At 48.8% G+C, this 21,849-nt stretch carries 12 protein-coding genes; all 12 read right to left on the bottom strand.

Annotated features, from left to right (window positions below; all coding sequences use genetic code 11):
* Positions 1-184 precede the first annotated feature (184 nt).
* Entirely contained in the window at positions 185-7,342 is a 7,158-nt protein-coding gene (gene sov / locus WBG78_RS12635; protein WP_337326785.1) for a T9SS outer membrane translocon Sov/SprA, read from the bottom strand.
* Between the two features lie 63 nt (positions 7,343-7,405).
* A complete protein-coding gene (gene ruvA / locus WBG78_RS12630) occupies positions 7,406-7,999 on the bottom strand; it encodes a Holliday junction branch migration protein RuvA (protein WP_337326784.1) in 594 nt (197 codons plus the stop codon).
* Between the two features lie 316 nt (positions 8,000-8,315).
* Positions 8,316-10,595: an NADP-dependent malic enzyme gene (locus tag WBG78_RS12625; protein WP_337326783.1), complete on the bottom strand. Its 2,280-nt coding sequence runs from the start codon at positions 10,593-10,595 to the stop codon at positions 8,316-8,318.
* Between the two features lie 602 nt (positions 10,596-11,197).
* A complete protein-coding gene (locus tag WBG78_RS12620; protein WP_337326782.1) occupies positions 11,198-12,826 on the bottom strand; it encodes a lytic transglycosylase domain-containing protein in 1,629 nt (542 codons plus the stop codon).
* Positions 12,827-12,832: 6 nt separating this feature from the next.
* A complete protein-coding gene (gatA, locus tag WBG78_RS12615) occupies positions 12,833-14,257 on the bottom strand; it encodes an Asp-tRNA(Asn)/Glu-tRNA(Gln) amidotransferase subunit GatA (protein WP_337326781.1) in 1,425 nt (474 codons plus the stop codon).
* Positions 14,258-14,263: 6 nt separating this feature from the next.
* Positions 14,264-14,470, bottom strand: a complete 207-nt coding sequence (locus WBG78_RS12610; RefSeq protein ID WP_337326780.1) for a Sec-independent protein translocase subunit TatA/TatB — start codon at positions 14,468-14,470, stop codon at positions 14,264-14,266.
* A gap of 315 nt (positions 14,471-14,785) precedes the next feature.
* Positions 14,786-15,967: a murein hydrolase activator EnvC family protein gene (locus WBG78_RS12605; protein WP_337326779.1), complete on the bottom strand. Its 1,182-nt coding sequence runs from the start codon at positions 15,965-15,967 to the stop codon at positions 14,786-14,788.
* The gene (locus WBG78_RS12600; RefSeq protein WP_337326778.1) at positions 15,954-16,712 is read right to left on the bottom strand and encodes a DUF4292 domain-containing protein; all 759 of its coding nucleotides are present in this window, start codon (positions 16,710-16,712) and stop codon (positions 15,954-15,956) included. The genes WBG78_RS12605 and WBG78_RS12600 overlap by 14 nt, the downstream gene beginning before the upstream one ends.
* Entirely contained in the window at positions 16,705-18,474 is a 1,770-nt protein-coding gene (locus WBG78_RS12595) for a tetratricopeptide repeat protein (RefSeq protein WP_337326777.1), read from the bottom strand. The genes WBG78_RS12600 and WBG78_RS12595 overlap by 8 nt, the downstream gene beginning before the upstream one ends.
* The gene (locus WBG78_RS12590) at positions 18,471-19,481 is read right to left on the bottom strand and encodes a sugar nucleotidyltransferase (protein WP_337326776.1); all 1,011 of its coding nucleotides are present in this window, start codon (positions 19,479-19,481) and stop codon (positions 18,471-18,473) included. The genes WBG78_RS12595 and WBG78_RS12590 overlap by 4 nt, the downstream gene beginning before the upstream one ends.
* A gap of 33 nt (positions 19,482-19,514) precedes the next feature.
* The gene (locus WBG78_RS12585) at positions 19,515-20,957 is read right to left on the bottom strand and encodes an oligosaccharide flippase family protein (protein WP_337326775.1); all 1,443 of its coding nucleotides are present in this window, start codon (positions 20,955-20,957) and stop codon (positions 19,515-19,517) included.
* Complete coding sequence (locus WBG78_RS12580) at positions 20,954-21,736, bottom strand: enoyl-CoA hydratase/isomerase family protein (protein ID WP_337326774.1); 783 nt, start codon at positions 21,734-21,736, stop codon at positions 20,954-20,956. The genes WBG78_RS12585 and WBG78_RS12580 overlap by 4 nt, the downstream gene beginning before the upstream one ends.
* Positions 21,737-21,849: the final 113 nt, after the last annotated feature.

Genomic DNA, 21,849 nt, shown 5'->3' with positions numbered 1-21,849 from the left:
TGAGTCCTTAAGTCCTGAGTCTTGAGTTTGGTTGGTAGTTGGCTTAGTCCTGAGAATTTAGTCTTGAGTATTTAGTCCTGAGCCATAAGTGGGTCTTGAGTACTTATAGTTATTAGCAGCGTCTCAAGACTATTTCAACTACTAACCAAACTCAGGACTAAGGACTAAATACTCAGGACTATCCCTACTGCGAAAGGCTAAACCTGATCTGCGCACCCACGCGCGTGGTTGCACGGCGATACGAATTAGACACAAGCGGATCGTTGATGGTTCGTTCGTAGTACAACTGCACGTTCAGCTTCTGATTCACCACATAGCTGATGTTCGGACGAAGCTGGTAGTTAATGCTTCCGTTGGTAACGGTGTTTAGCTCGTTGATCTTCCGCTGGATGGTTTTTGTATCGGCAATGCTGCCATTCAATCTGAAGGTAAGATCATTCTTAAGTACGATCAGACGACCCTGCGACTTGAACGGAAGCTTCATATTGTTTTTCGTGAAACCCAGTTCGAGCGATACATCCTTGGTATTAAGTTCCGTGATCTGCGCATTTGAAATATTGAGTGCAAGGTCGCGCTTGGTCTTGTACTGGAAGTTTGCCGTGACGCGGCTCTTCGTACGAACGTTAATACCAATGAGCGGGGCAAATGATTCCGATATCAGCACCTGGCTGATTACATAAACCGGCATGAGTTTATTGCCGGACACCGTTGCAAAGTACTTATTGTTATAGTCTTCGACGGGCCGGTTGATTTGCAGATTGTCCATGTACTTGCTACTATAGTCCAAAGCGTTTGAATAATTCGAGACACTGTAGGTCGACTGATATGCGTGCGACAACGTGACGGACTGGAATATGTTTTTGATAGCGGGGATCTTGCTTAATCCGGTATAATCAATTCGCCAGTTGGGCAACGGCGTTTTCGGGAATGGAGACAAGCTCATGCTTCTTGCATCTTTACCGGAATAGGCGGCGATGAATGCCGGAATGAGAACGTCCTGGGCAGCTGTATCAAACTCTGCGTTGGGGTTGTCCTGCATCAAACGGAAGCGTTCCTTAATGATATCCAGGTTATCTTCAAACTGGTGAAACACCTTTGAGTCCACTTCGTCATTAGACTTTTCGAATACTGTCTTAACAGCAATGAACGAAATGCGATACGCGCCTCCACGACTCGGACTCAGTGACGCGTAGCCCTGAAGTGTGTCTGAATCATTATAGCGGAAAATTTCCTGGTAGATGTTGGTTGTCTCCTTCTTCATGTCCAGCTGGATTTTGAAGTCGGGTGACGGTTCGACGTTGGCACGGAGGTTTATTGCCTGGTCACGCCGTTGCGTAAACGGATTCGTTAGTGTTGTGTTGTACGTGAGCATACTCCTGTCGGCCAGGTCATACCGGATATTGGGATCCTGGCTACCGAGTATGAATCCAAATCCCGGTGAATGCCATCCGTCATCCATGCCCAGGAACTTAGGAGTCCTGTCGTAGCCGGGGAGGGTTGTGCCTTCGGTTAATGAATAAGTACCATTGACGGAACGCACTGACATAAGTATGCGCAGCAGTCCTTTGACAAGCGGAGGTATTCCTGCTTTCTTAACAGTATCCGCTTTTGGATCGGGGCGCACCGGAACTTTTGGGTTCTGCCCAGGTCGTGTAGAAACCTGCCTGGGGGGCGTATTCAATTCTTTGAGGAACTTTACCTTGTTGTAAAGCTTCACGAGGTCGGCGCGTCCGGAAAGATTCTGGTCGCGCGCGTTCTGGATGGTGTTTCTGAAATCGAGATAGTCAGGGATATCTCCGGGTACGTTCTCATCATCAGGGCTGTTCAACGGTCCTGCACGCCAGTTGTAAGATGCCTGCCAGCGGTAGTCAGCGCCCAGCCACTCCGTTACAGGAAACTTATCGAGCGGAATAGCATAGTTCACAGTGAACCGCTGATCGAAGTTCTTCATGCGGCCAAAGCTCTTGAGGTTCTTGATGATCGTAGTCCGAACGGTATCGCCTTCACCTTCGGGCTCGTCTATGATAGAGTTCGCCAGCGCATTGTACTCAAACGACAGGCTCTTCGACAGATTCCAACGCATGTTGTACTGCCTGTCGAAGGTGAAATACTTCAGGTAGTTCGGCGCAGACTCGAAGCCATCGTTGCGATAGACGTTCTTACCAAAGGAACGATTGAGGTCAAATCTAACGCCAAGGCTACTCGGCAGGAAACTGAAGTTGAAGTCTTTGATGGCCCTCAGCCAAGGCGAACTCAAACCGGTGGAGTTTTTGAACGGCTCAATCCCTACGGCTTTCGGCGTAAATGTATATGCAAGTGATCCGCGGTATTGTTTCGTAAGCGCTTCCGCTATGGTGAAGTTGGTGCGCCTCGACTCACTGTAGGAATAGCTTACTGAGAAGTTTTCAATGTCCCATAGATGACTGACGGCATCGGGTCGGGTCTTGATCTTCCTGACGTTTATAAAGTTTATACTCTTTCGCGTCTCCTGGTCGCGTATAATCTTTAAGTAATTACTTCGCTCCTCATCCGTGTTAAACGATCGAAGTGCGGCATCAATCCGCAGGTCGGGATTGGCCGGATCGTAATTCGGATTGATCGTCGTATTCTGATAGCCGAGGAACATAGGAATCTTGATACCTGTATTGCCAGGAATCAGCTTGTCGACATTTACGTTTGCCGAGAGGTCGTAGGCAGTTGTTTCGTCGCGGGTACGTTCCGAGATCTTTGAGCTTACACCACCGAAACCAAATGTAGTATGTCTGATGGCGCCATTCACCTGCGCGAAGTCTGCGAGCTTTGCACTGAGCGTAGAGTTGACAGCCCAGCCGGCCGTTCTGTCGAAGTCGGTTACGCGAAGTTCGTTTGCCCACATACAAACAGAGATCGGACGTTTGTCGCTCGTCTTCGGATTGCGAACCCCAATCATCATCACCTGTACGCTGCTCAGGTCCGGACGACCAAAGATCCGGATGCTGTGTCTTTCATCAACGAGTTTAGGTCCCTCGCGTGGATACAACTCCGTTAGCGGAAAACCCTCCCGATCGCGCTGTGCTTTGAGAGCATAGAGTTCATTCAATGCCAGGTCGATGGTATTCTGCTCGGGCCATACTTCGTACGGATCAGAATTTCCGGCTTCAGAAATTTGCAACGGTATTTCAATTTCATAAAAGTTCTGATCGAAGTCGGTACCCAGCCTGAGGAACGCAGTAAGTTCATTGTCGGCGGCAAGACTGTTCGCGTGATAGTACATTTTCAGTCTGCCGTAATTGAAAAGATCGGCTGCTGCGTTCTTGTAGATTGCGCGGGCATCTCCGTCCTGAAGGTCATCAACACAAACCTGTACGGATTGTTCATTAAGCTGACGAGGGACAGAAGAGGTGTTATCGCGATCGCGTACAACGCCTGGAGGAATCACGTAAGGCGACTTATTACCACCATCTGCGGCGTTCTCTTCGAGGTTCACCACGTTCACCGTAAAGTTATCGGCACCTGGTTCCGGATCGGGAATAAGCGCGCTTTCACGAAGGTTGTCGGTATATCTTCTCCAGCGGCTTCCCACCATCCGGAAGTTGGCAAAACGCAACACCACCGGCTCAGCAAATCCGGTGAGCACCATGCGGGCATACTTGATCGATTTGAATCCGTCGATCGTTCCGAACTGTGAATCGAATTGCCTCACAGGGATTCTGAAGAGATACCAGGTGACTTCTTCGGGAGATTTATCGCCTTTTCTAGTGATCTTGTCAACGATATACTTCTTCCCTATATCGAGCTGGCCTGGCTTGAGGTCGACGTTGTATTGATAGTAAGCTTCCTCTTCACTAAGCGTGTTATCGGCGTTCAGGTCCTCGTTGTCAGGGTTCTGACTTCCTGAAGGAGAGATGTCGCTATTGCCGCTCACGATCGGGGAGTTGCCATCCTGACCGTTGATGTCTTTGTAGCGCTCTAATATTTTCGCATCATTCGCATCGAGATCACTTCCCAGGAAGTAATGGAAGTTGTCGGCTGAAGGATCGGCCTGAGCCCGTGTCCTTGCATCCCCCGAAAGTTGATTGAGAAACGTAGGCTCATAGAAAGGCACTTCCTTTTCAGTAGGCATACCGTCGTAACCTACGTCCTGGTTAGGGCGCGCTGCTGTCGAGTTTTCGAACGCCGGAGTAAGGTATTGCTGCGATGTGACCCAACCCCAGTTGTTTTGTGTTGCACCGACAGGAAGATTGCCATCCGCAGGGAGTCCGTTTTCGAAAGCGTGCTTTCCATCGCGCATCACATCTTCAGAGATGCTTCCCAACTGGAAGATGAGTTGCCCGCCAGTTGTATTTGATTTTGGCGCATGAATACCGTCATCGATCTTGCCATAGCCTGAGTTTGTGTTGATAAATGGGTCGAGAAGCCAGAACTCCACATATTCAATATTTGCTTTGTCGAAGTCTACCTCAGTCCGAATTGCATTCGTGATCGACGCCCAGTTATTTGTTGGGTTGTTCAGAAATCCGGAATTGTCGAGGCTTGGATTATAGTTGTTGGGGCCTCGTTCAGTGGGATAGTAAGCAACATCGAAGATCTGCTCGTAGTATTGCCCCTGCGTCAGCTGACGCTTCGGGAAGATCTCCTGTGGATCCACCGGACGGCTGTAGTGCATCTTAAGATCTTCATCAGTAATATTATCGGGCTTAAACGTGCCAACATCGCGATACAATTGATTATCGACAATGTACCACGCTAACTTTGCACGGTTATATCCCGCGCGCACATCATTCTGAGCGCCAGCACTAGGATCGAACCTGTTGTCGTCAGAACGCGGAACGGAGCCGAGCTTCCAGCCGAACGGACTCATCAGCGAATAAGGCGTGGCAGTGTTTTCAAAGTCATCAATATATGCAGTACCCTCACCGTTGATTTTGTTTGACGTACCTGGAAGCAACTGCGCAAACTCACCTGAGAAATTAAACGATGAAATTTCTTTCGTCTGAATTAATGGTATCGCGTCAACAATTTTGGTTAGCAGGCGGCTCTTCTTGTTGACGTTGACGTCAAGTCCGTATTGGAAGTTTCGCGCCGGTTCCGTTCCGATCTGGTTACGGCTGATCAGCGGCCTTTCGTTATAGTATAACGCAGTACCACCGAAGTTTACATCTTCGCTGAGGTGATAATCAAATCGCGACCCTACAAGACTTCGCGTCTGAAAAGCAAACGGATCCGACGTCTCGTACTGCACCTGTATGTCCTTACCCGAGCTAAGGATCTGATCGTTCATGATCGTTACCTTGCTGAAAGTATAATCCACCACGAAGTCTGTTCCTTCATTCAAAGGAATACCACCGGCATATACTTTGACGGATCCCTGCGATACGCCGAAACCGGGAATGAGAATTTCCTTTGCTGACCCGGCATTATAAAGACCCTTGATGTAGAACTTGTTCTTGGTTGCAAATAATTCCGCATCGGCTTTCGTAGTGTGATACAACGTGTCATATGCGTATTTCTGAATGAGGAAGCTTTCATTCGACTCGCCCTTGAATGCGTCCCGAAGGGCTTCGCTGAACGGATGAAGCCAGGGGAAGATGATGAGACCCGTTGTCGAATTGATCGTCACACCTTCAACGAAGTCGAAGTTACCATCGCGCTGGAAATCGTTCACCGGGTTCAGGCGGTCAAGGCCCATGATCTCCACGAGCTGGCGGGTTCGAACGGTCGCTCCTTCCTGTAATTGTGGATTGTCAATACCGGTGCGGTCATCGCGGTAGATGATGCGCAGCTGAAATTGGTCTCGTGACAACTGATTAACATTCAGATTGTAAATGTTCTTCATCATCAGGTCCCAGGTAGGAATGATCCTCCGGTTCACATCGCGGATCGCCACCTTCCGGGGACGAAGAAGTTTTAAGAACACCACTTCATCATCCTTGAGGCTGCTGTAGGTATTCGACAATTCACCAACCTGGTAGGCACGGCCATTGTATGTGTATTCATAAGCAACAGCAAGTGCTTCGTCGTTCTGTAATTTTCTGGTGAGGGTGACATAACCAAGCTGCGGATGGAAGGTGAATTCAGTCTGAGCAAGTTTGCGCGCTCCGTTGATCTTCTCGTAGTCGACGCCGCCAACGAGTCCCTGATTTGTAAGGTCAGTGTCTATGGCATCGTTGTTCCGGTTAAATCTGCTTACCGTGCTAAACAAATTGTTTGCTCCATTGGCATTGGGTGAATTCGAATCAATTGCCTTCACTGCGCCGGTATTGTATATGCGCGTTGGTTCGGCAAGATCCATGAGACCTACCACGTTTCTCAATGTCTGTGTTTCACTGTTACGGTTGAGGATGTAAACTTCAACGCGTGTGATGTTCACCCCTGAATTAACCTGAGCAGGATTTGCCAGCCAGTTACGATAGTTATCTCTGAAATAATGCCCCAGGAAGAAGTGGCGGTTCTCATCGTAGTTGGAGGCGATGATTTCGAATGGTCGCCCCTGTCCGCCGCTTTGTCCGCCGAGGTTGATCGATTGAGTTTTGCCCCGCTGTGTAGTGGCGATGGTAGTGACATCGAGTTTACCGAACTGCATCTTCGCCTTTACACCGAAAAGGTTTTGAGCGCCCTGGATCAGTGTGTTGTTCAGCGGAAGACTTACGTTACCGATCTCAAGTTTCTGAAGGATGTCTTCCTTGAATCCGGTGTATTCGACCTTCATGTTGTTCTGGAAGTCGAAGGAATTGTTGTTGTCGAAGTTGGCGGTGACGGCAAGTTTCTCGCCGATCTTTCCCACCACGCTCATGTTGATCTGCTGATCGAATTCGAAGCCGCCGTTCTTCTGCTGACGAATGGGGATTGCCGGGTTGTTGATGCGCTGCCAGGCACCACCGAAGTCGAGGGTCACGAAGCCGCGGGGAATCAGCTCAACATAGCTGCCTCCGAAAATGCGATCGAGAACAGGGCTGATGAAGATCTTGGGGATCAGGCTGCGGCCACTTACTGAACTTTCTCCGTCCAGCTCTTTGGAGCGGTTCTTCCAGTAGTTTCTTAAGATCTCCCGGTCCTGATATTGTTTGTATTCCTCGAACGACATGGTCGACGGCGCCCGATAGTCGAGGTCGCCCATCTTTTCGCGGATGGTATAGTTTCCCGAAGTATCGATTTCGACGTCCATCTTCATCGAATTCGGGTCCTTCAGATTCATGGGTGACTGTGAAGGCTTATTCGAGAAAGGATCGCCGTATCGGTCGGTGGCCCTGTAAGTGGGTCTCCGGCTGGGCTGATAAGGTTGATTGTTTCCTGTAGTGTCACTCGCAGCCGGACGCGCCTGTTCCTGACCAAATACCTCGTCAGGCAGGAGTAGGATGCTCAACCAAAAAACGAATAGCCGGCCGAGCGTTAAGGAGTGCTGCTGTACAAAAACAGTCAAAACGTACTATGCGTTTTTTAAGGCCTGTTTAACTAACTCTTCTAAAGTCATCGTGTTTCCCGATTTTTTCAGGGCTGCATCGACGCTTTTCTCGGCCACCGGTTTAGACAGCCCTAAAGTGAGCAAAGCAGATAACGCCTCCTTTCGAATCGTATTGTGACCACCGAGCGAAATAGCTGGCTGCGACTCTTCCCAACTTTCCTTCTTGAGCTTATCTCTCAGATCTATGATCACTCGCTGTGCGGTCTTGCCTCCGATACCTTTGATCGATTGCAACGCTGCGGCATCCTCTTTCAGTATGGCCGTCTTTAGTTCATTGCTACTCATGTAAGATAACATGACTATAGCCGTGCTCGGGCCAACGCCATTCACCGAGATTAGCTGCTGAAAGAGCCGTTTTTCCAATTCGCCACTGAAGCCAAAAAGTACATGTGCGTCCTCCCGGATAGCGAGGTGAGTGAACAGAAGGATGTTTTCCTGGTCCTTGATTTCGCCGTAGGTAAAAAGAGAAATAGCGACCTGGTATCCCACGCCGTTAACGTCGATAATAACTTGAGTTGGCTCCTTGTGAACAAGGCGCCCTTTAAGAAATGCGATCATCCTGGACAGTTAAAAAATTGCCGTTGAGTCGGCAAAAACCTTCAAATGCGCTAAGATAGAAGAATCACTGACAAATGCCACCCTGGCTCCGGTCATTGACTGGGTCATCGGACGTATTGATTACCAGTGCGACCGATGGCAATTGATAATTGATAATTGACAATTGATAATTTTGGAGCCCGCTTAACGCGGGCTTTTTCTTAACCATTTGATGGAACCTTCTATAGCACCTGTTGCGTCGGGAATTCACGGGTTTCTGTATTAAGGGCCGACAGGCCCTCCCAATTATCAATTATCAATTGTCAATTATCAATTGCTATAAGTGGTCATCCCGATCGTGAAGCTGAGCGTCCACAACGGCAATCGCTGCCATGTACACGATCTCGCGGATAGAACTTCCCAGCTGCAGGACATGCACCGGCTTCTTCATGCCCAGCAGGATTGGACCGATCGATTCAGCACCACCTATTTCCATGAGCAACTTGTAAGCGATGTTTCCGGCAGCCAGGTTAGGGAAAATCAACGTGTTCGCTGCTTCATCAGCAAGCTTGCTGAATGGAAATGACTCCTGTTGCAACTGTGTATTCAAGGCGACATTGGCCTGAATATCGCCTTCAACGAGTAACGATGGATTGCGCGCCTTTACGATCTCAACGGCACGCTTCGTCTTGGTCGGAATATCACCTTTCGAAGAGCCAAAGTTCGAATATGACAAAACCGCGATCCGTGGATCCATGTTAAAGAACTTCACGCCGCGCGCGGTTAATTCAATAATGCCTGCAAGCTCCTCAGCATTAGGATCAACATTCACTGTTGTGTCGGCAAAGAAGAAAGTACCCTTCTTGTTGATGATGATGTACATGCCGGCAACACGATCAACACCATCGGCCGTTCCAATGATCTGAAGAGAGGGGAGGATCGTCTTAGGGTAATCCTTCGTCAGTCCGCTTACGAGCGCGTCTGCATCGCCAAGCTCCACCATCATCGCTCCGTAATAGTTTCGTTCACCCATGAGACGGAGGCAATCGGGATAACTTAAGCCCTTGCGTTGTCTCTTCTCGTAAAATGCTTTTGCATACTTCTCCTTGGTTTCATCCTGCTCGCGGGGATGAATGATCTGACAGTCGTGGAGATCGAGTTTATGTTCCTCGATAAGCTGAAGGATCTCCTGGCGATTACCCAGTAATATCGGATAGGCTATGCCTTCGTCGTGAAGGATCTGTGCCGCCTTCAATATCTTCGGATGATTAGCTTCCGTGAATACGACGCGCTTCGGTTGTTTCTTGGCACGATCGATAACGCGCGACATCAGCTTCTGGTCGATACCTATCCGACGTTGCAGTTCGTCGTTGTAGGCAGCCCAGTCAGTAATTTGTTTCTTCGCAGTACCCGATGCCATCGCTGCTTTGGCAACGGCAGGTGATATCGTCGTAATAAGACGGGTGTCTAACGGTTTCGGTATAAGATATTCACGACCGAAACGGATCTTATCTGCGCCGTAGGCCTTTACCACGAGATCGGGGACAGGCTCTTTTGCCAGAGCAGCCAACGCATGGACTGCTGCTAGCTTCATCTCCTCGTTGATCTCCTGCGCACGAACGTCGAGTGCTCCTCTGAAAATGTAAGGGAAACCAAGAACGTTGTTCACCTGGTTAGGATGATCTGAACGACCTGTTGCCATGACAATATCATGACGCGTTTTCATCGCGAGCTCGTAGTTGATTTCAGGATCCGGATTGGCCAGTGCAAAGACGATCGGGTCTTTTGCCATGGCATTCAAATCATCAGGAGTTATTGAATTGGCTACTGAAAGTCCGATGAAGACATCGCATCCTTTCATTGCCTCCTGTAAGGTTTCCACATCACGCGACGTAACAAACTGCGACTTGATCGCATCAAGACCGGTGCGTGATTTATTTAGCACGCCCTTGCTGTCGCACATCACGATGTTTTCCTTACGCGCACCGAGAGAGCAGTACAACTTCGTGCAGCTGATGGCAGACGCGCCGGCACCGTTCACTACAATCTTTACCTGGTCGATCTTCTTATCAACTATTTCCAGTGCATTCAACAATGCAGCAGCTGATATGATAGCCGTTCCATGCTGATCGTCGTGCATGATGGGAATGTTCATCCTCTCGCGCAATTCCGTTTCGATCTTGAAACACTCCGGTGCTTTGATATCTTCAAGGTTCACACCTCCGAAAGTGGGCTCGAGAGCTTTCACGATCTGGATGAACTTATCAGGATCGGTTTCATTGATCTCGATGTCGAATACATCAATGCCGGCGAACTTTTTAAAGAGAACGCCTTTCCCTTCCATCACAGGTTTGGATGCTTCGGGGCCGATATTTCCAAGTCCGAGTACAGCCGTACCGTTGGATATGACAGCTACCAGGTTTCCTTTGGCTGTGTATTTATAAACATCTTCGATATTGGCTGCGATGTCGAGGCACGGTTCGGCTACACCGGGAGAATAAGCGAGAGCAAGATCAAACTGAGAACTGAGAACTTTGGTTGGAACGACTTCAATCTTTCCAGGCTGCCCCTGCATATGATAATTCAAGGCATCCTGTTTGCGGATCTTTATAGACATGTCGGGCTGGTTGGTTAAGCGCCAAAGATAGAAAAATAATGAACAGTCGTTAGTGAGAAAACAGAGTGGGAGACAGAGTGAGGAACAGTGTGAGAGTGAAGAGGAAAGTGTTCAGAAGCCTGGAGAGAGCTTAGAGAAAGCCTACAGAAAGCCTACAGAAAGTCTACAGAGAGCCTAGAGAAAGCTTACAGAAACCCTACAGAAAGCTTAGACAATGCTTACGGCTGAGGCCGGCTACAAGCCGAGCAGTGGACAAGCAGTAGCCAGCCAGCCTGGACAGAGCAGGGACAAAGCAGGCAAGCCGAATAACCGGATCTTATTCATCAGGAGCCCGACGGAATTCATTCATGGGGGACTGATAATTGAAAGTAACTACAATCATCAACAAGTAGCTCCAGCTAACTGGAAAGCGGTTGTTGGAATTGGTGCATGTTTGTGCTAGGGGAGAATCAGAGTGAGGAACAGTGTGAGAGTGAAGATAGTGGACTAAACCCGGTTGTACTCGCTCCCACACTCACTCTGATTTATATGGGGAACAGTGTGAGAGTGAAGAAGAAATGGACGCAACCCATTCGCTCTCACACTGTTCCTCACTCTGTTTTTTACAGTCCGATGATAAGCTTCTGTCCAGGCTGCAGCTTTGCATTGCCAAGACGATTCATGCTCTTGATCTTCTCGATGGTCAGGCCTTCGAATTTTTTCGAGATCTCCCATAACGTATCTCCAGGCTGCACGACGTACGTTTTGGAGTTCGGGATAGGAGAGGGGCCGGCGTTGCTTGATGTCTTGCTGCTTGCAAGCACCGTTGACGACGAGGTGCCACCACTGTTCTTTGGGAAAATGTTCAAGCGCTGTCCAACGTGGATCGTATTGCTGCGAAGGTTGTTCCAGCGCTTAAGGTTTGTGACGCTTACTCCGTGGCGCATGGCGATCGAACCGAGTACGTCACCATTCCGTACGCGATAAACGATGCGGTCGCGGCCGTAGGTAGTGCTTTCTGTATTCTTGGCAAGGGCCTCGATTTCCTTGCGACCCGTCTTCGATGCTGAGTCGAGAATCGCGAGGCGGTTGAGTTCGAGCATGCGCTTGGCATCAGATGGAACGTACATCGTGTAGGTCTTGCTGGTCTCAGGGATGGCGTTGCGCTGGATGGAAGGATTCAGACGCTGCAGATCCTCCACGCACGTTCCCGTAAGGGAAGCGAAAGTTTCAAAGTGAAGGAACTTCGAGACCTGTAAAGTATCGGCTGTCGGAAGCATTTCTTCTCCTTCATCGTAGAAGTTATGCTCGTCGAGGTAGTTCATCGCGTATGTGATTGCCACGAACTGAGGAACATATGAGCGTGTTTCCCGTGGCAGGTGCGGATAGATGTCCCAGAATGTAAGCTTAGTGTAAACATTACCCTCTGGCTTGCGATAACCTGATTTGCGTATAGCTCTTTTCACGTTTCCGGGCCCTGTGTTGTATGCTGCAAGTGCAAGTTCCCAGTCGTGAAACATGTTGTAGAGATCGCGTAGAAAACGGCATGCTGCATCCGTAGATTGTTCAGGGTCCATGCGATCGTCGATGTACCAGTTGTTGCTCAGTCCGTAGTGCTTGCCGGTAGCCGACATGAACTGCCAGAGGCCGACTGCGCGAACACGCGACATGGCCCGGGGGTTCAAGCCGGATTCAATGATGGAGAGATATTTCAGCTCGTCAGGGAGTCCGTATTTTGCGAGGTACTTTTCGAAGATAGGGAAGTACAGATTCTTCCGGCGCATCATCATGCGGGTATACTCGCGATCTTTAATGGTGAAGTAGTTGATGAACGCCTGGATGCGGTCGTTGTACGTGAGGGGCATCGTCCTCTCGATACAGGCCAGGCGATCTGCGATCAGCGCAGGGTTGTCGTCACCTGGAACGTGTTCGAAGGTGCTGGGAGCAGCAAAGTACACGAAGTCAATGGTGTCCGTTTTGAGCATCATGTCTTCCTCCGCATCGGCAACTTCCAGCGAGTCAACCACGACTGAGTCGGGCTGGATCTGAATTGTTTGCTGTGCGAATGATGAGACTGAGCTCAACAAAAGCATGGCTATTGCGGGCAACAGCAATGACGCCGGCCTGCGATGTCGCATCTGAGTGGCACGCGTTGGTGACACTGGAATTAGTGAAAGTCTAGACTCCGTCCGCGCAATAAAAAAATGGTATGCGGACTTAAAAATCATGACCCAGGGAAAGGGCTTTTCCATGTTGGTTCATTTCAAAAGTGAATCCGAAAAATGCAAGAGCTTCGACTCTTCAAAGTCATCCGCGATCAGTTGCATTCCGATGGGGAGTCCGGCATTGTCGGTTCCGCAGGGTATTGCAATTGCCGGGACGCCGGCTACATTGGCCTGTACGGAAAACAAGTCTGCCAGGTACATCTCCAGCGGATTGCCTGTGTGCTCACCAAGTTTAAACGCTGTGGTAGGCGTGATCGGCATGACGATGAAGTCGTATTGTTTTAACAGTTCTTTCGTTTTATCGCGGATGATACGGCGGACCTTTTGGGCCTTCGTATAGTAGGCATCGTAGTAGCTGGCACTGAGCACAAAGGTGCCCAATAAAATCCGCCGCTGTACTTCCTTTCCAAAGCCCTCCGAGCGGCTCTTCTTATAGAGCGACTGAAGGTCGTTGGCGCTGCTACTGCGGAATCCATAACGGACTCCGTCATAACGCGAAAGATTTGAGCTCGCTTCTGCCGTTGCCAGAATATAATAGGTCGGCAGCACGTACTCGTTTAACGGAAAGTCAATTCGTTCCACTTCATGACCTGCCGCTTTAATTTCTTCTATCTGGGCCAGGATGCTCTGCCTTATTTCAGGCTGCAACCCGTCCGAGTTATCGATTTCACTTACATAAGCCACCTTGTACTTGCGGCCATCATCGCGGCGCACGTCGTCAAGATAGGCGGGTACCGGTTTTTGAGAGACGGTGCTGTCTTCCTCGTCAGCTCCGGCGATAACCTCCAGAACCAGGGCGACATCTTCTACCGACTTCCCAAATATCCCAATACAGTCAAAAGATGAGCCATATGCGGCAAGTCCGTAGCGTGAAATCCGTGAATAGGTCGGTTTCAGCCCTACAATGCCACAAAAAGCGGCAGGCTGCCGGACCGATCCTCCGGTGTCCGAACCCAGGGAAACCTGGCACATATCGGCCTGTACCGCAACGGCGGAACCACCCGACGATCCTCCGGGGACCCGGCTATTATCAGCATCGTTAAGTACGGGGCCAAATGCGGAATTCTCGTTGGAGGAGCCCATCGCAAATTCATCACAGTTCTGACGGCCAATGATGATAGCGTCCTCATCGAGAAGGCGCTGTACTGCCGTTGCATTGAACTGAGATATAAAACCGTCGAGGATATGGCTGCTGGCTTGCAGGGGATGATCTTTATAAGCCAACACGTCCTTCAAACCAACAACGAGGCCCGCCAGTCGGCGGGCCGTTCCGTTTTTGATCTTTGTGTCAATCTCCGCTGCCCTCGTGAGCGCTTCCTGCTCATACACGCTCAAAAAAGCATTGAGGTGCGATTTTGACTTGATATTACTTAGATGGTGACGAACCAGATCCTGGCATGAGATTTTACCGTGCTGCAGATCGTGCTGGATTTCGCGAAATGAAGCGTAAGTTCTCAAGATCGGTTAGTCTTCGAGTTTAGCAGCTTTGTTTGCGTCTTCTACTTCTTTCTTAACATCCTTAACTGAGTCCTTGAACTCACGAACGCCTTTTCCCAATCCCTTCATGAATTCAGGAATCTTCTTTGCGCCAAAGAACACGAGCACGAAAAGTCCTATGAGCAGAATTTCCTGGAATCCAACCCCCTGCAAAAACAAAAATGTAGCTTTCATGGCGATTATTTTTTTGAATCGAACATCAAAAATAGACGAAAAAAGGATCAGAATCAAAACGGGTTGGTGATGGGTGGACGCCTTCAGGTATGAAGGCAATTGATAATTGACAATTGATAATTGATAATTATGGCGCGAGGCGCGCCAGGCCCCATTCCGGGGCCGTATTGCGTGGATTAAACACCCGAGTGTCGTTCGTCGAATCCGGACATAAAAAAAAGCTTAAAGACTGTATTAAATGAAAAGCCCCAATGATTGGGGCTGAACCCGGCCCAAAAAGGCCGGGTTTAATTCTCAATTGTCAATTATCAATTTTCAATTCCTCAACCAACCCTGTGGATCCAGGGCTGTCGTGTTCTTAAAGATCTGGAACCTGAGTTCCGATACGCCTTCAGTATTCGAAAACACCTTTCCAATCTCCTGGTTTGTCGTGACCTTCTGACCGCTTCTTACAAAGACTTCCTTCAGACCGGCATACACCGTCAGGTAATCTCCGTGTTTGATAATTACCGTGCTTCCAAGTCCCTGTATAAAAGCTACCCGTCTCACTTCACCTTCGAAGATCGTCTTCACTTTCTCATTCTCCTGAGTCTGGATATTCACACCATTGTTATTCGTGATGATCCCCTTAAGCACCGGATGAGGCTGCCGCCCGAACTTCTGCGATACGAAGCCGGAAGTAACAGGCCACATGAACTTCGACTTGTTGTCTTCGAAAGAATTGGAAAGCGCTACCGTTTCACTCTTGCTGGACCTTGCAGCGGCTGCCAGTTCTTCCTTGATGATCTCGTCTATTAATTTATCAAGGCGGGCAACTGCCTTCTTTGTGTCCTCGAGGTCGCGGCGCAGCTTACGTTCTTCTTTCTCCAGTGACCGAACCATTGTGTTTTGCTTCTTCTTCGTCACTGCCAGGTTTTCGCTTGCCGCTACCTGCTCATTGAACAGCTTGTTCTTCTCTTCGCGACGGACCCGGATCTCTTTCACCTGGCCCGACAGTTCTTCCTGAACTTTAGTAATCTGCTCCGCCTGAAGTACACGCGTTTCAGAGTATTGTTCCATATAGCGCATGCGCATCACCAGCTGATCGAACGAGCGGGCAGAAAACAGGAAGGTTAGACGGGTCACGCTGTTATTGGCCTTTTGTGCCGCGAAGAGCATGGAGGCGTATTCTTTTTTGAGACGGTCAAGGTCGTTTTCAAGGGCAACGATGATGTCGTTGTTGTCGGCAATGTCTGCATCCAGGAGATCCAGTTCTCCCTTGATAGACTTCACCAGTTTTTCCTGCTCGCTGATCTGATGATTAAGGGCATTGAGCTGACCAATGCTGGTCTTCTTTTTTGTGGAGGTCTCTTCGATGATCTTTTCAACCTCTTTTATCTTTTCAAGATTCTGTTGTTTTTCCTTTTGCAGTTGCGCCTTGTTGCCCTTTTGCGCTAATGCAGGAAATATTGAAGTGAAAACAAGCAGGAAAAAAAGTAATGATCTACCTGCGAACATATCGCTTGGGAATATTGAAAGGAAACTTCAGCTCTTTATCACGCACCTCGGCCTTATTGTATTCAAAAATAACGGTTGTATTCAGGAGGCCGCTTACCGCTTTGTAGAACAGGTTGATTGTTCCGTTATATGGTAGAAGTTTGGAGCCCAGTGGCTGGAAGTTAGAATAGTTGATCACCAGAGAGTTATTGCTGGCACTCTCCTTCAATTCAACCTTCTCTACCTTGCTGCTGGCGGCGTTCACGTAATTGTCGACGGTAATGTTATTCGCAATCTGATGCAGGATGAAGAAGGAGCTTTCCTGCTTTACCTCATCGCTTTCCTTGCGTGGCATGATCAGGTTACCCAGTATGGCAGCTTCGATCACCTCGTAATTGATCTCAAAATTGTAGCGTTTGGAAAGCTCTGCATATTCAAAAACGTAATACTCCTTGTCCACATTGCTTACAATGGTGATTGAATCATGATTGATCAATGCTTTACCCCCCTGCACACCAATCACAGAGAATGTCATCCAGATGACGCTGTCTTTTCTAACGCGAATGTTTGCCTTTACTTCCCGCTCTTTGTTTGCATCACGAAGGATCATGCGTGCCTTGCCGTCCATATAGACGAAGTCGGTTTCCTCAACGTTGAGGGTCGGTTTGGGAGGACTTACGGGAAGAGTAGGACTGACGACTTTCTTGCTGCATGACAGGGCAACGAGCGAAACCCCGAGAAGGATCATCCATGTGAGTCTATTCATAGATCTTTCTATTCGCAATCTTTTTGTTAAGGATCTCACTGTTAGCATTCAGACCTCGGGCTTTTTCCCATTGCTGCACAGCACCCGTCACATCCCCGAGCTGGAACAGTATATCTCCGTAGTGTTCAAAGTGTGTTGCATTAGCATTGCCGGTAACAATCGCGCGTTCAATGATTTTTCTTGCCTCCTTATATTTCTGGCGAGAGTACAGTACCCAGGCATAAGTATCTAAATATGCAGGATTATCGGGATTATTCTTAATAAGAAGCGCCGACATTTTTTCAGCCTTCTCCAAATCAGACTTTCTAAGTGCGAGGAAGTAACTGTAATTGTTCAGAACATTTGAATTGTTTGGATCAATCGCCAGCGCCTGTTCATAAGCCTGGTTCGACTTGTCGTACATCTTCATCGCATTGTATGCGTCGCCCAGCATGGCGTTTGCGTCGCCAGCCAGTTTCGGATTTTTAGATGATAGTTTGCGTGCCTGTTCGAAGCCGAATATCGCTTCGTCGTAGTTGCGCTTCTGAAGGTGTGCAAACCCGTTGAAATAATAGATCACGGCCTGGTTCGGAAACAACTCGAGGGCTTTCTCGGCATGGGCGATCACGTCGTCGTACTTCGCCATTTGAGTTTCCAGATAAAGTAGGTTCTCCCAAACTTCGAAATTGACGTCCCCTGATTCGATAGCCTTCAGATATTCGGCCTGTGATTCACGACTCTTTCCGGTAGAAAGGTAAAGGTCACCGCCGATAATGTGGACGTTTGGATCCGAGGCATTTGAGGCCTGCAGCTTCTGAAACAATTCCAGGGCAAATGCTTCTTTTTCAGGATCCTTCTGGCCTTTGGCGCGGGCCTGATTGAGCTCATTGCTGTATGATCCAAGGATGATGAGCTTGCTGCCAACCTCGATAGATGGGTCATCAAATAATTTTAGCAACAGGGGGCGGGCTTTTGATTCCTGTCCGGCATCGCGGTAAAGGCCTGCAAGGAGCATGTTGGCCGGACCAGCGTCAGCATTTTCAGCAACGTACTTTTCGAGCAACGCGATGCCCTCGTTGCGCATTCCCTGTTGGGAAAGTGCTTCGGCAAATCCCATTGCATAACGCTCATCGCCGGGGAATGCCTGGATCAATTTTTCACCCTCCGCCAGGCCTTCTTTTCTTTTACCCTGCTCAAGATAAAGTCTGAGCTTCTGAATAGAGGACACTTCATTTATTCCCAAAGCGGCCTCGGCCCGGTTATAAGTTTTGATGGCTTCGTCTTTCTTTCCGGCGTATTGATAAACAGTGGCAAGTTCAAATAGATACTCCTCAGTGCCCTTTACTTCCTTGAGCATAGTCTCGTAAGTAGCCGCCGCTTTTTCGTACGAGGTCATCGAGTTGTAGATGTTGGCGGCGAGCAGATAGAAATACTTGTTCTTCCGCTCGAGCTTTAGTGCGTTCTCGATGCTCAGTGATGCCTTAAGCAGGTCATCCTGTTTGTTGCTGTGCGCCAGCACATCAGCGACCTTATAATGAACTGTAGCATTGTCGGGAGTGATCTCGAGCGTGCGCTGATAATACAGTAATGCCTTGGCGTAATCTTCGAGGATATAGAACTTCTCGCCCTCTGTAAAATAGAACTCGGCTTCCCTAAGTTTGATCCCGGAAGCCTGGGTGTCATCGGATGACTTTTTCTTTCGCTGAGCTGAAGCAGGCAGGGCAATTGAAAACGCTACAATTAGCGCATAAACTGTTACCCTATTGAAGCCTGTAATTTTCACGTTGCTTTGAGTACGTTGTAGTCGCCCAGGCTTAGATCCTGACTCGAACCTTCAAAGGTAGCGAAATTCCCCAACATGCTGTTCTCCAGCATCCCCTGCGATACCACCGTTTCCGATTGAATAATGGAATTTTTGATGCGGCTGTCGACGATCCGCGTTTTTTCCCCTACAGAAACGTAAGGTCCGATGACGGAATTTTCGATGACTGCTCCATCGCCCACGTAACATGGGGGAATGATCACAGAGTTGACAACGGATGCTTTCGATGAAACCAGTTGCTGGTCCTTAATGAAGTCAAGATAGCGCTGATTGGTTTGGACGGTGACGTTCTTGTTCCCGCAATCCAGCCATTCAGTTACCTGCCCGGGAACGAGGCGTGCACCCTTCTTCTGCAGTCCCTGCAGCGCGGAGGTGAACTGGAATTCGCCTTTGTCTTTAATGTTGTTATCAATGAGGTACTGCATCTCACGCCCGAGAGCTTCTCCATCTTTGAAATAGTATATTCCGATGATAGCGAGATCGGACACAAAAGAAGTTGGTTTCTCAACCAATTCCGTTATCACAGAGTCCTTGTCTATGCGAACAACACCGAACTGCGACGGGTCATCTACCTTCTGTACCCAGATGATTCCATCCTGATTTGTATCTAACTTGAAGTCTGCCTTAAATAAGGTGTCAGCAAAAGCAACAATTACTTTACCTTTAAATAACTCTTTCGCGAACAACAAGGCGTGAGAGATTCCGAAGGCCTGTTCCTGGTAGTATATCTTACCCGTTGCGCCAACCCTGGTGGCAATCTTTTTAAGACTTTCTTCTACTTCTTTCCCAAATGAGGGATGAATAATGAACCCTATTGTTTCTATTTTTTCAGGACAAACCTTTGCAATGTCTTCTACCAGACGATGAACAATCGGTTTACCGGCAATAGGCAGTAATGGTTTGGGGACAGTTAGAGTATGGGGACGCATACGCTTGCCCAGTCCCGCCATTGGAATGATAATGTTCATGAGATTCTTTTGGTTCTTAAAACTACATAAAATTCACGTCGCCGGCTTTTTGAAGTGTTTCTTTTCGATGATATAAATCATCAGCATATAGATCACGATCACGCCCAAATGAAACGCGGTGTTCACGATTTGTGAACCGAAGTCCCGGCTATTCACAAACCATACCAGCATTGCAGTGAATGCAATATAGCCAAGGTCGGTAACGACTTTATATGGAACCGGATAGTATCGTTGTCCCATGATATAGCATGCTGCTGTCATTGTAAAATAACAGATCAGCATTGCCCAGCTGCTACCCACATAACCGAGTACCGGGATGAGGAAATAATTTCCCACGATAGTAATGATTGCGCCACCTACGGTGATGATGGTTCCGAAGTAAGTCCGGTCAGTAAGTTTAAACCACACCGAGATGTTGTAATACACTCCTAGAAAGAGAAAGCCAAGCAGCAGGATTGGAACAATGCCGATCCCCTCAAAGTAGGCTGCATCGCCCAGGAAGTATTTGATCAGGTCCATATTAATAGATACGCCGAGGAGGATAACACAACACACAATGATAAAGTAGTGGTTTACCGTGGCAAATAGAGTCGGTGAGTTCTTATCTGATGCATTTGAAAAGAAGAACGGCTCGGCCGCATAACGGAAGGCCTGTACGGTGAGGTTCATGAACATTCCGAATTTATAACAGGCGCCGAATATTCCCACCGCATACTCGGCCGTGCGACCGGGATAGAAGTTCCGGGGAAGCCATTCATCAAGTGTAAGCCTTGAAAACATTTCGTTGGTCATGCCCGCCAGGCCGGTGATCATTACCGGGTAAGCGTATTGAAAGATCTTTGGTGAAAGAACAGGATCATAAACCGGACGCCATTGAATCAGCACACGGAAAAAGAACACTATATATAAAAGGTTGGCAATCATGTTGGCGATGAAGATGTAATTGATGCCAATCGCCGGATCGAAGGCGAACTTGAGAAAGTAAATATTCAGGCCAATGAGGACGAAGATGTTCACGATGCGGTAAATGGCGAACAGCGTTCCCTTTCTCTGCAGTCTCAGACGTGCAAAAGGAATAGATACGACTGCGTCAGTGAAAATGAGCAACGCAATCCATACGATCACGTTTTCACTGCCTGGAAGGCCGAGCCCATTAGCGATGGGAGTTGCGAAAACGATGAAGACGATGGTGAAGAAGAAACTGATGCCCATCACGACTGTCTGCGTGATGTTGAACACTTTTCGTTCGTCGGCACCTTCGCGGGTTGAGAAACGGAAGTATGCTGTTTCCATTCCAAACGTGTAGATGACATTCAGGACGGCTACAAATCCGAGTATCTTGGTTACGATGCCGTATTGCTCAGGCGGAAAAACATCGGTGTGGAGTCTGACAAGGAGGAAGTTCAGGAATTTGGGAAGCATGCTTCCCAGTCCATATAATACTGTCTCGCCTGCAAGGCGTTTGATTTTGCTCATTCGCCTGTAAATTTCGGTTTACGCTTTTCAACGAAGGCGGCAGTGCCCTCGCGAAAGTCCTTTGTACGGACGCAGGCGCCAAAGCTTTCGGCTTCTGTTTCATATCCGGCTCCTTCAAAGCTGAAGCCTGCATTAACACTTTTTATAACATTGGCGACGGCGATGCGACCGTTGGAAAGGATCTTCTTCATGATGGATTCGGACAACTCAATTAGTGCCTGGCGGGTAGCCACTACGTGATTCACAAGTCCGATTGCCTTTGCTTCTTCTGCAGTGATCAGGTCGGCCGTCATCATGAGTTCGAGCGCTTTGCCGCGGCCAACCAGTTGTGTGAGTCGTTGTGTTCCTCCATAGCCGGGGATGATACCCAATGTAACTTCCGGCTGGCCGAACTTTGCATTCTGTGTGGCTATACGAAGGTGACATGCCATGGCGAGTTCACATCCACCTCCCAGTGCAAAACCATTGACGGCCGCGATCACGGGTTTAGGGGAGACTTCAATCATTCGGAAGAGGTCCTGGCCGCGACGGGCAAAGGCTGCAGCTTCGCCCGGATTTATGGATGAGAATTCTTTTATATCGGCGCCCGCAACGAACGACTTCTCGCCCTCGCCGGTGATGATCATCCCATGTGCCTCTTCGTTTTTGTAGAATTCAAGCATTGCCGCCCGGAGCTCTTCGAGGAGTTCCTGGTTCAGGGCATTGAGGGCGTGGGGACGTGAAATGGTTAGGGTTTGAATCCCGTTCTGGAGGTCGATGCGGAGGTGTTTTGCTGTCATAGCCGGTTACAGATTGGTGTATGGGGCAACGAAAATATCCGAGACAATACCTGAGACGGGCACGTCGCCGGGCAAGTCGTCCCATGATTTGCAAATATAGGTTTGTTTTCGTT

The organism is Chryseolinea sp. T2, from assembly GCF_037203685.1.
Lineage (GTDB): Bacteria > Bacteroidota > Bacteroidia > Cytophagales > Cyclobacteriaceae > Chryseolinea.
Note: the sequence above shows the minus strand (reverse complement) of the source record. Positions and strands in the feature narration are given on the sequence as shown.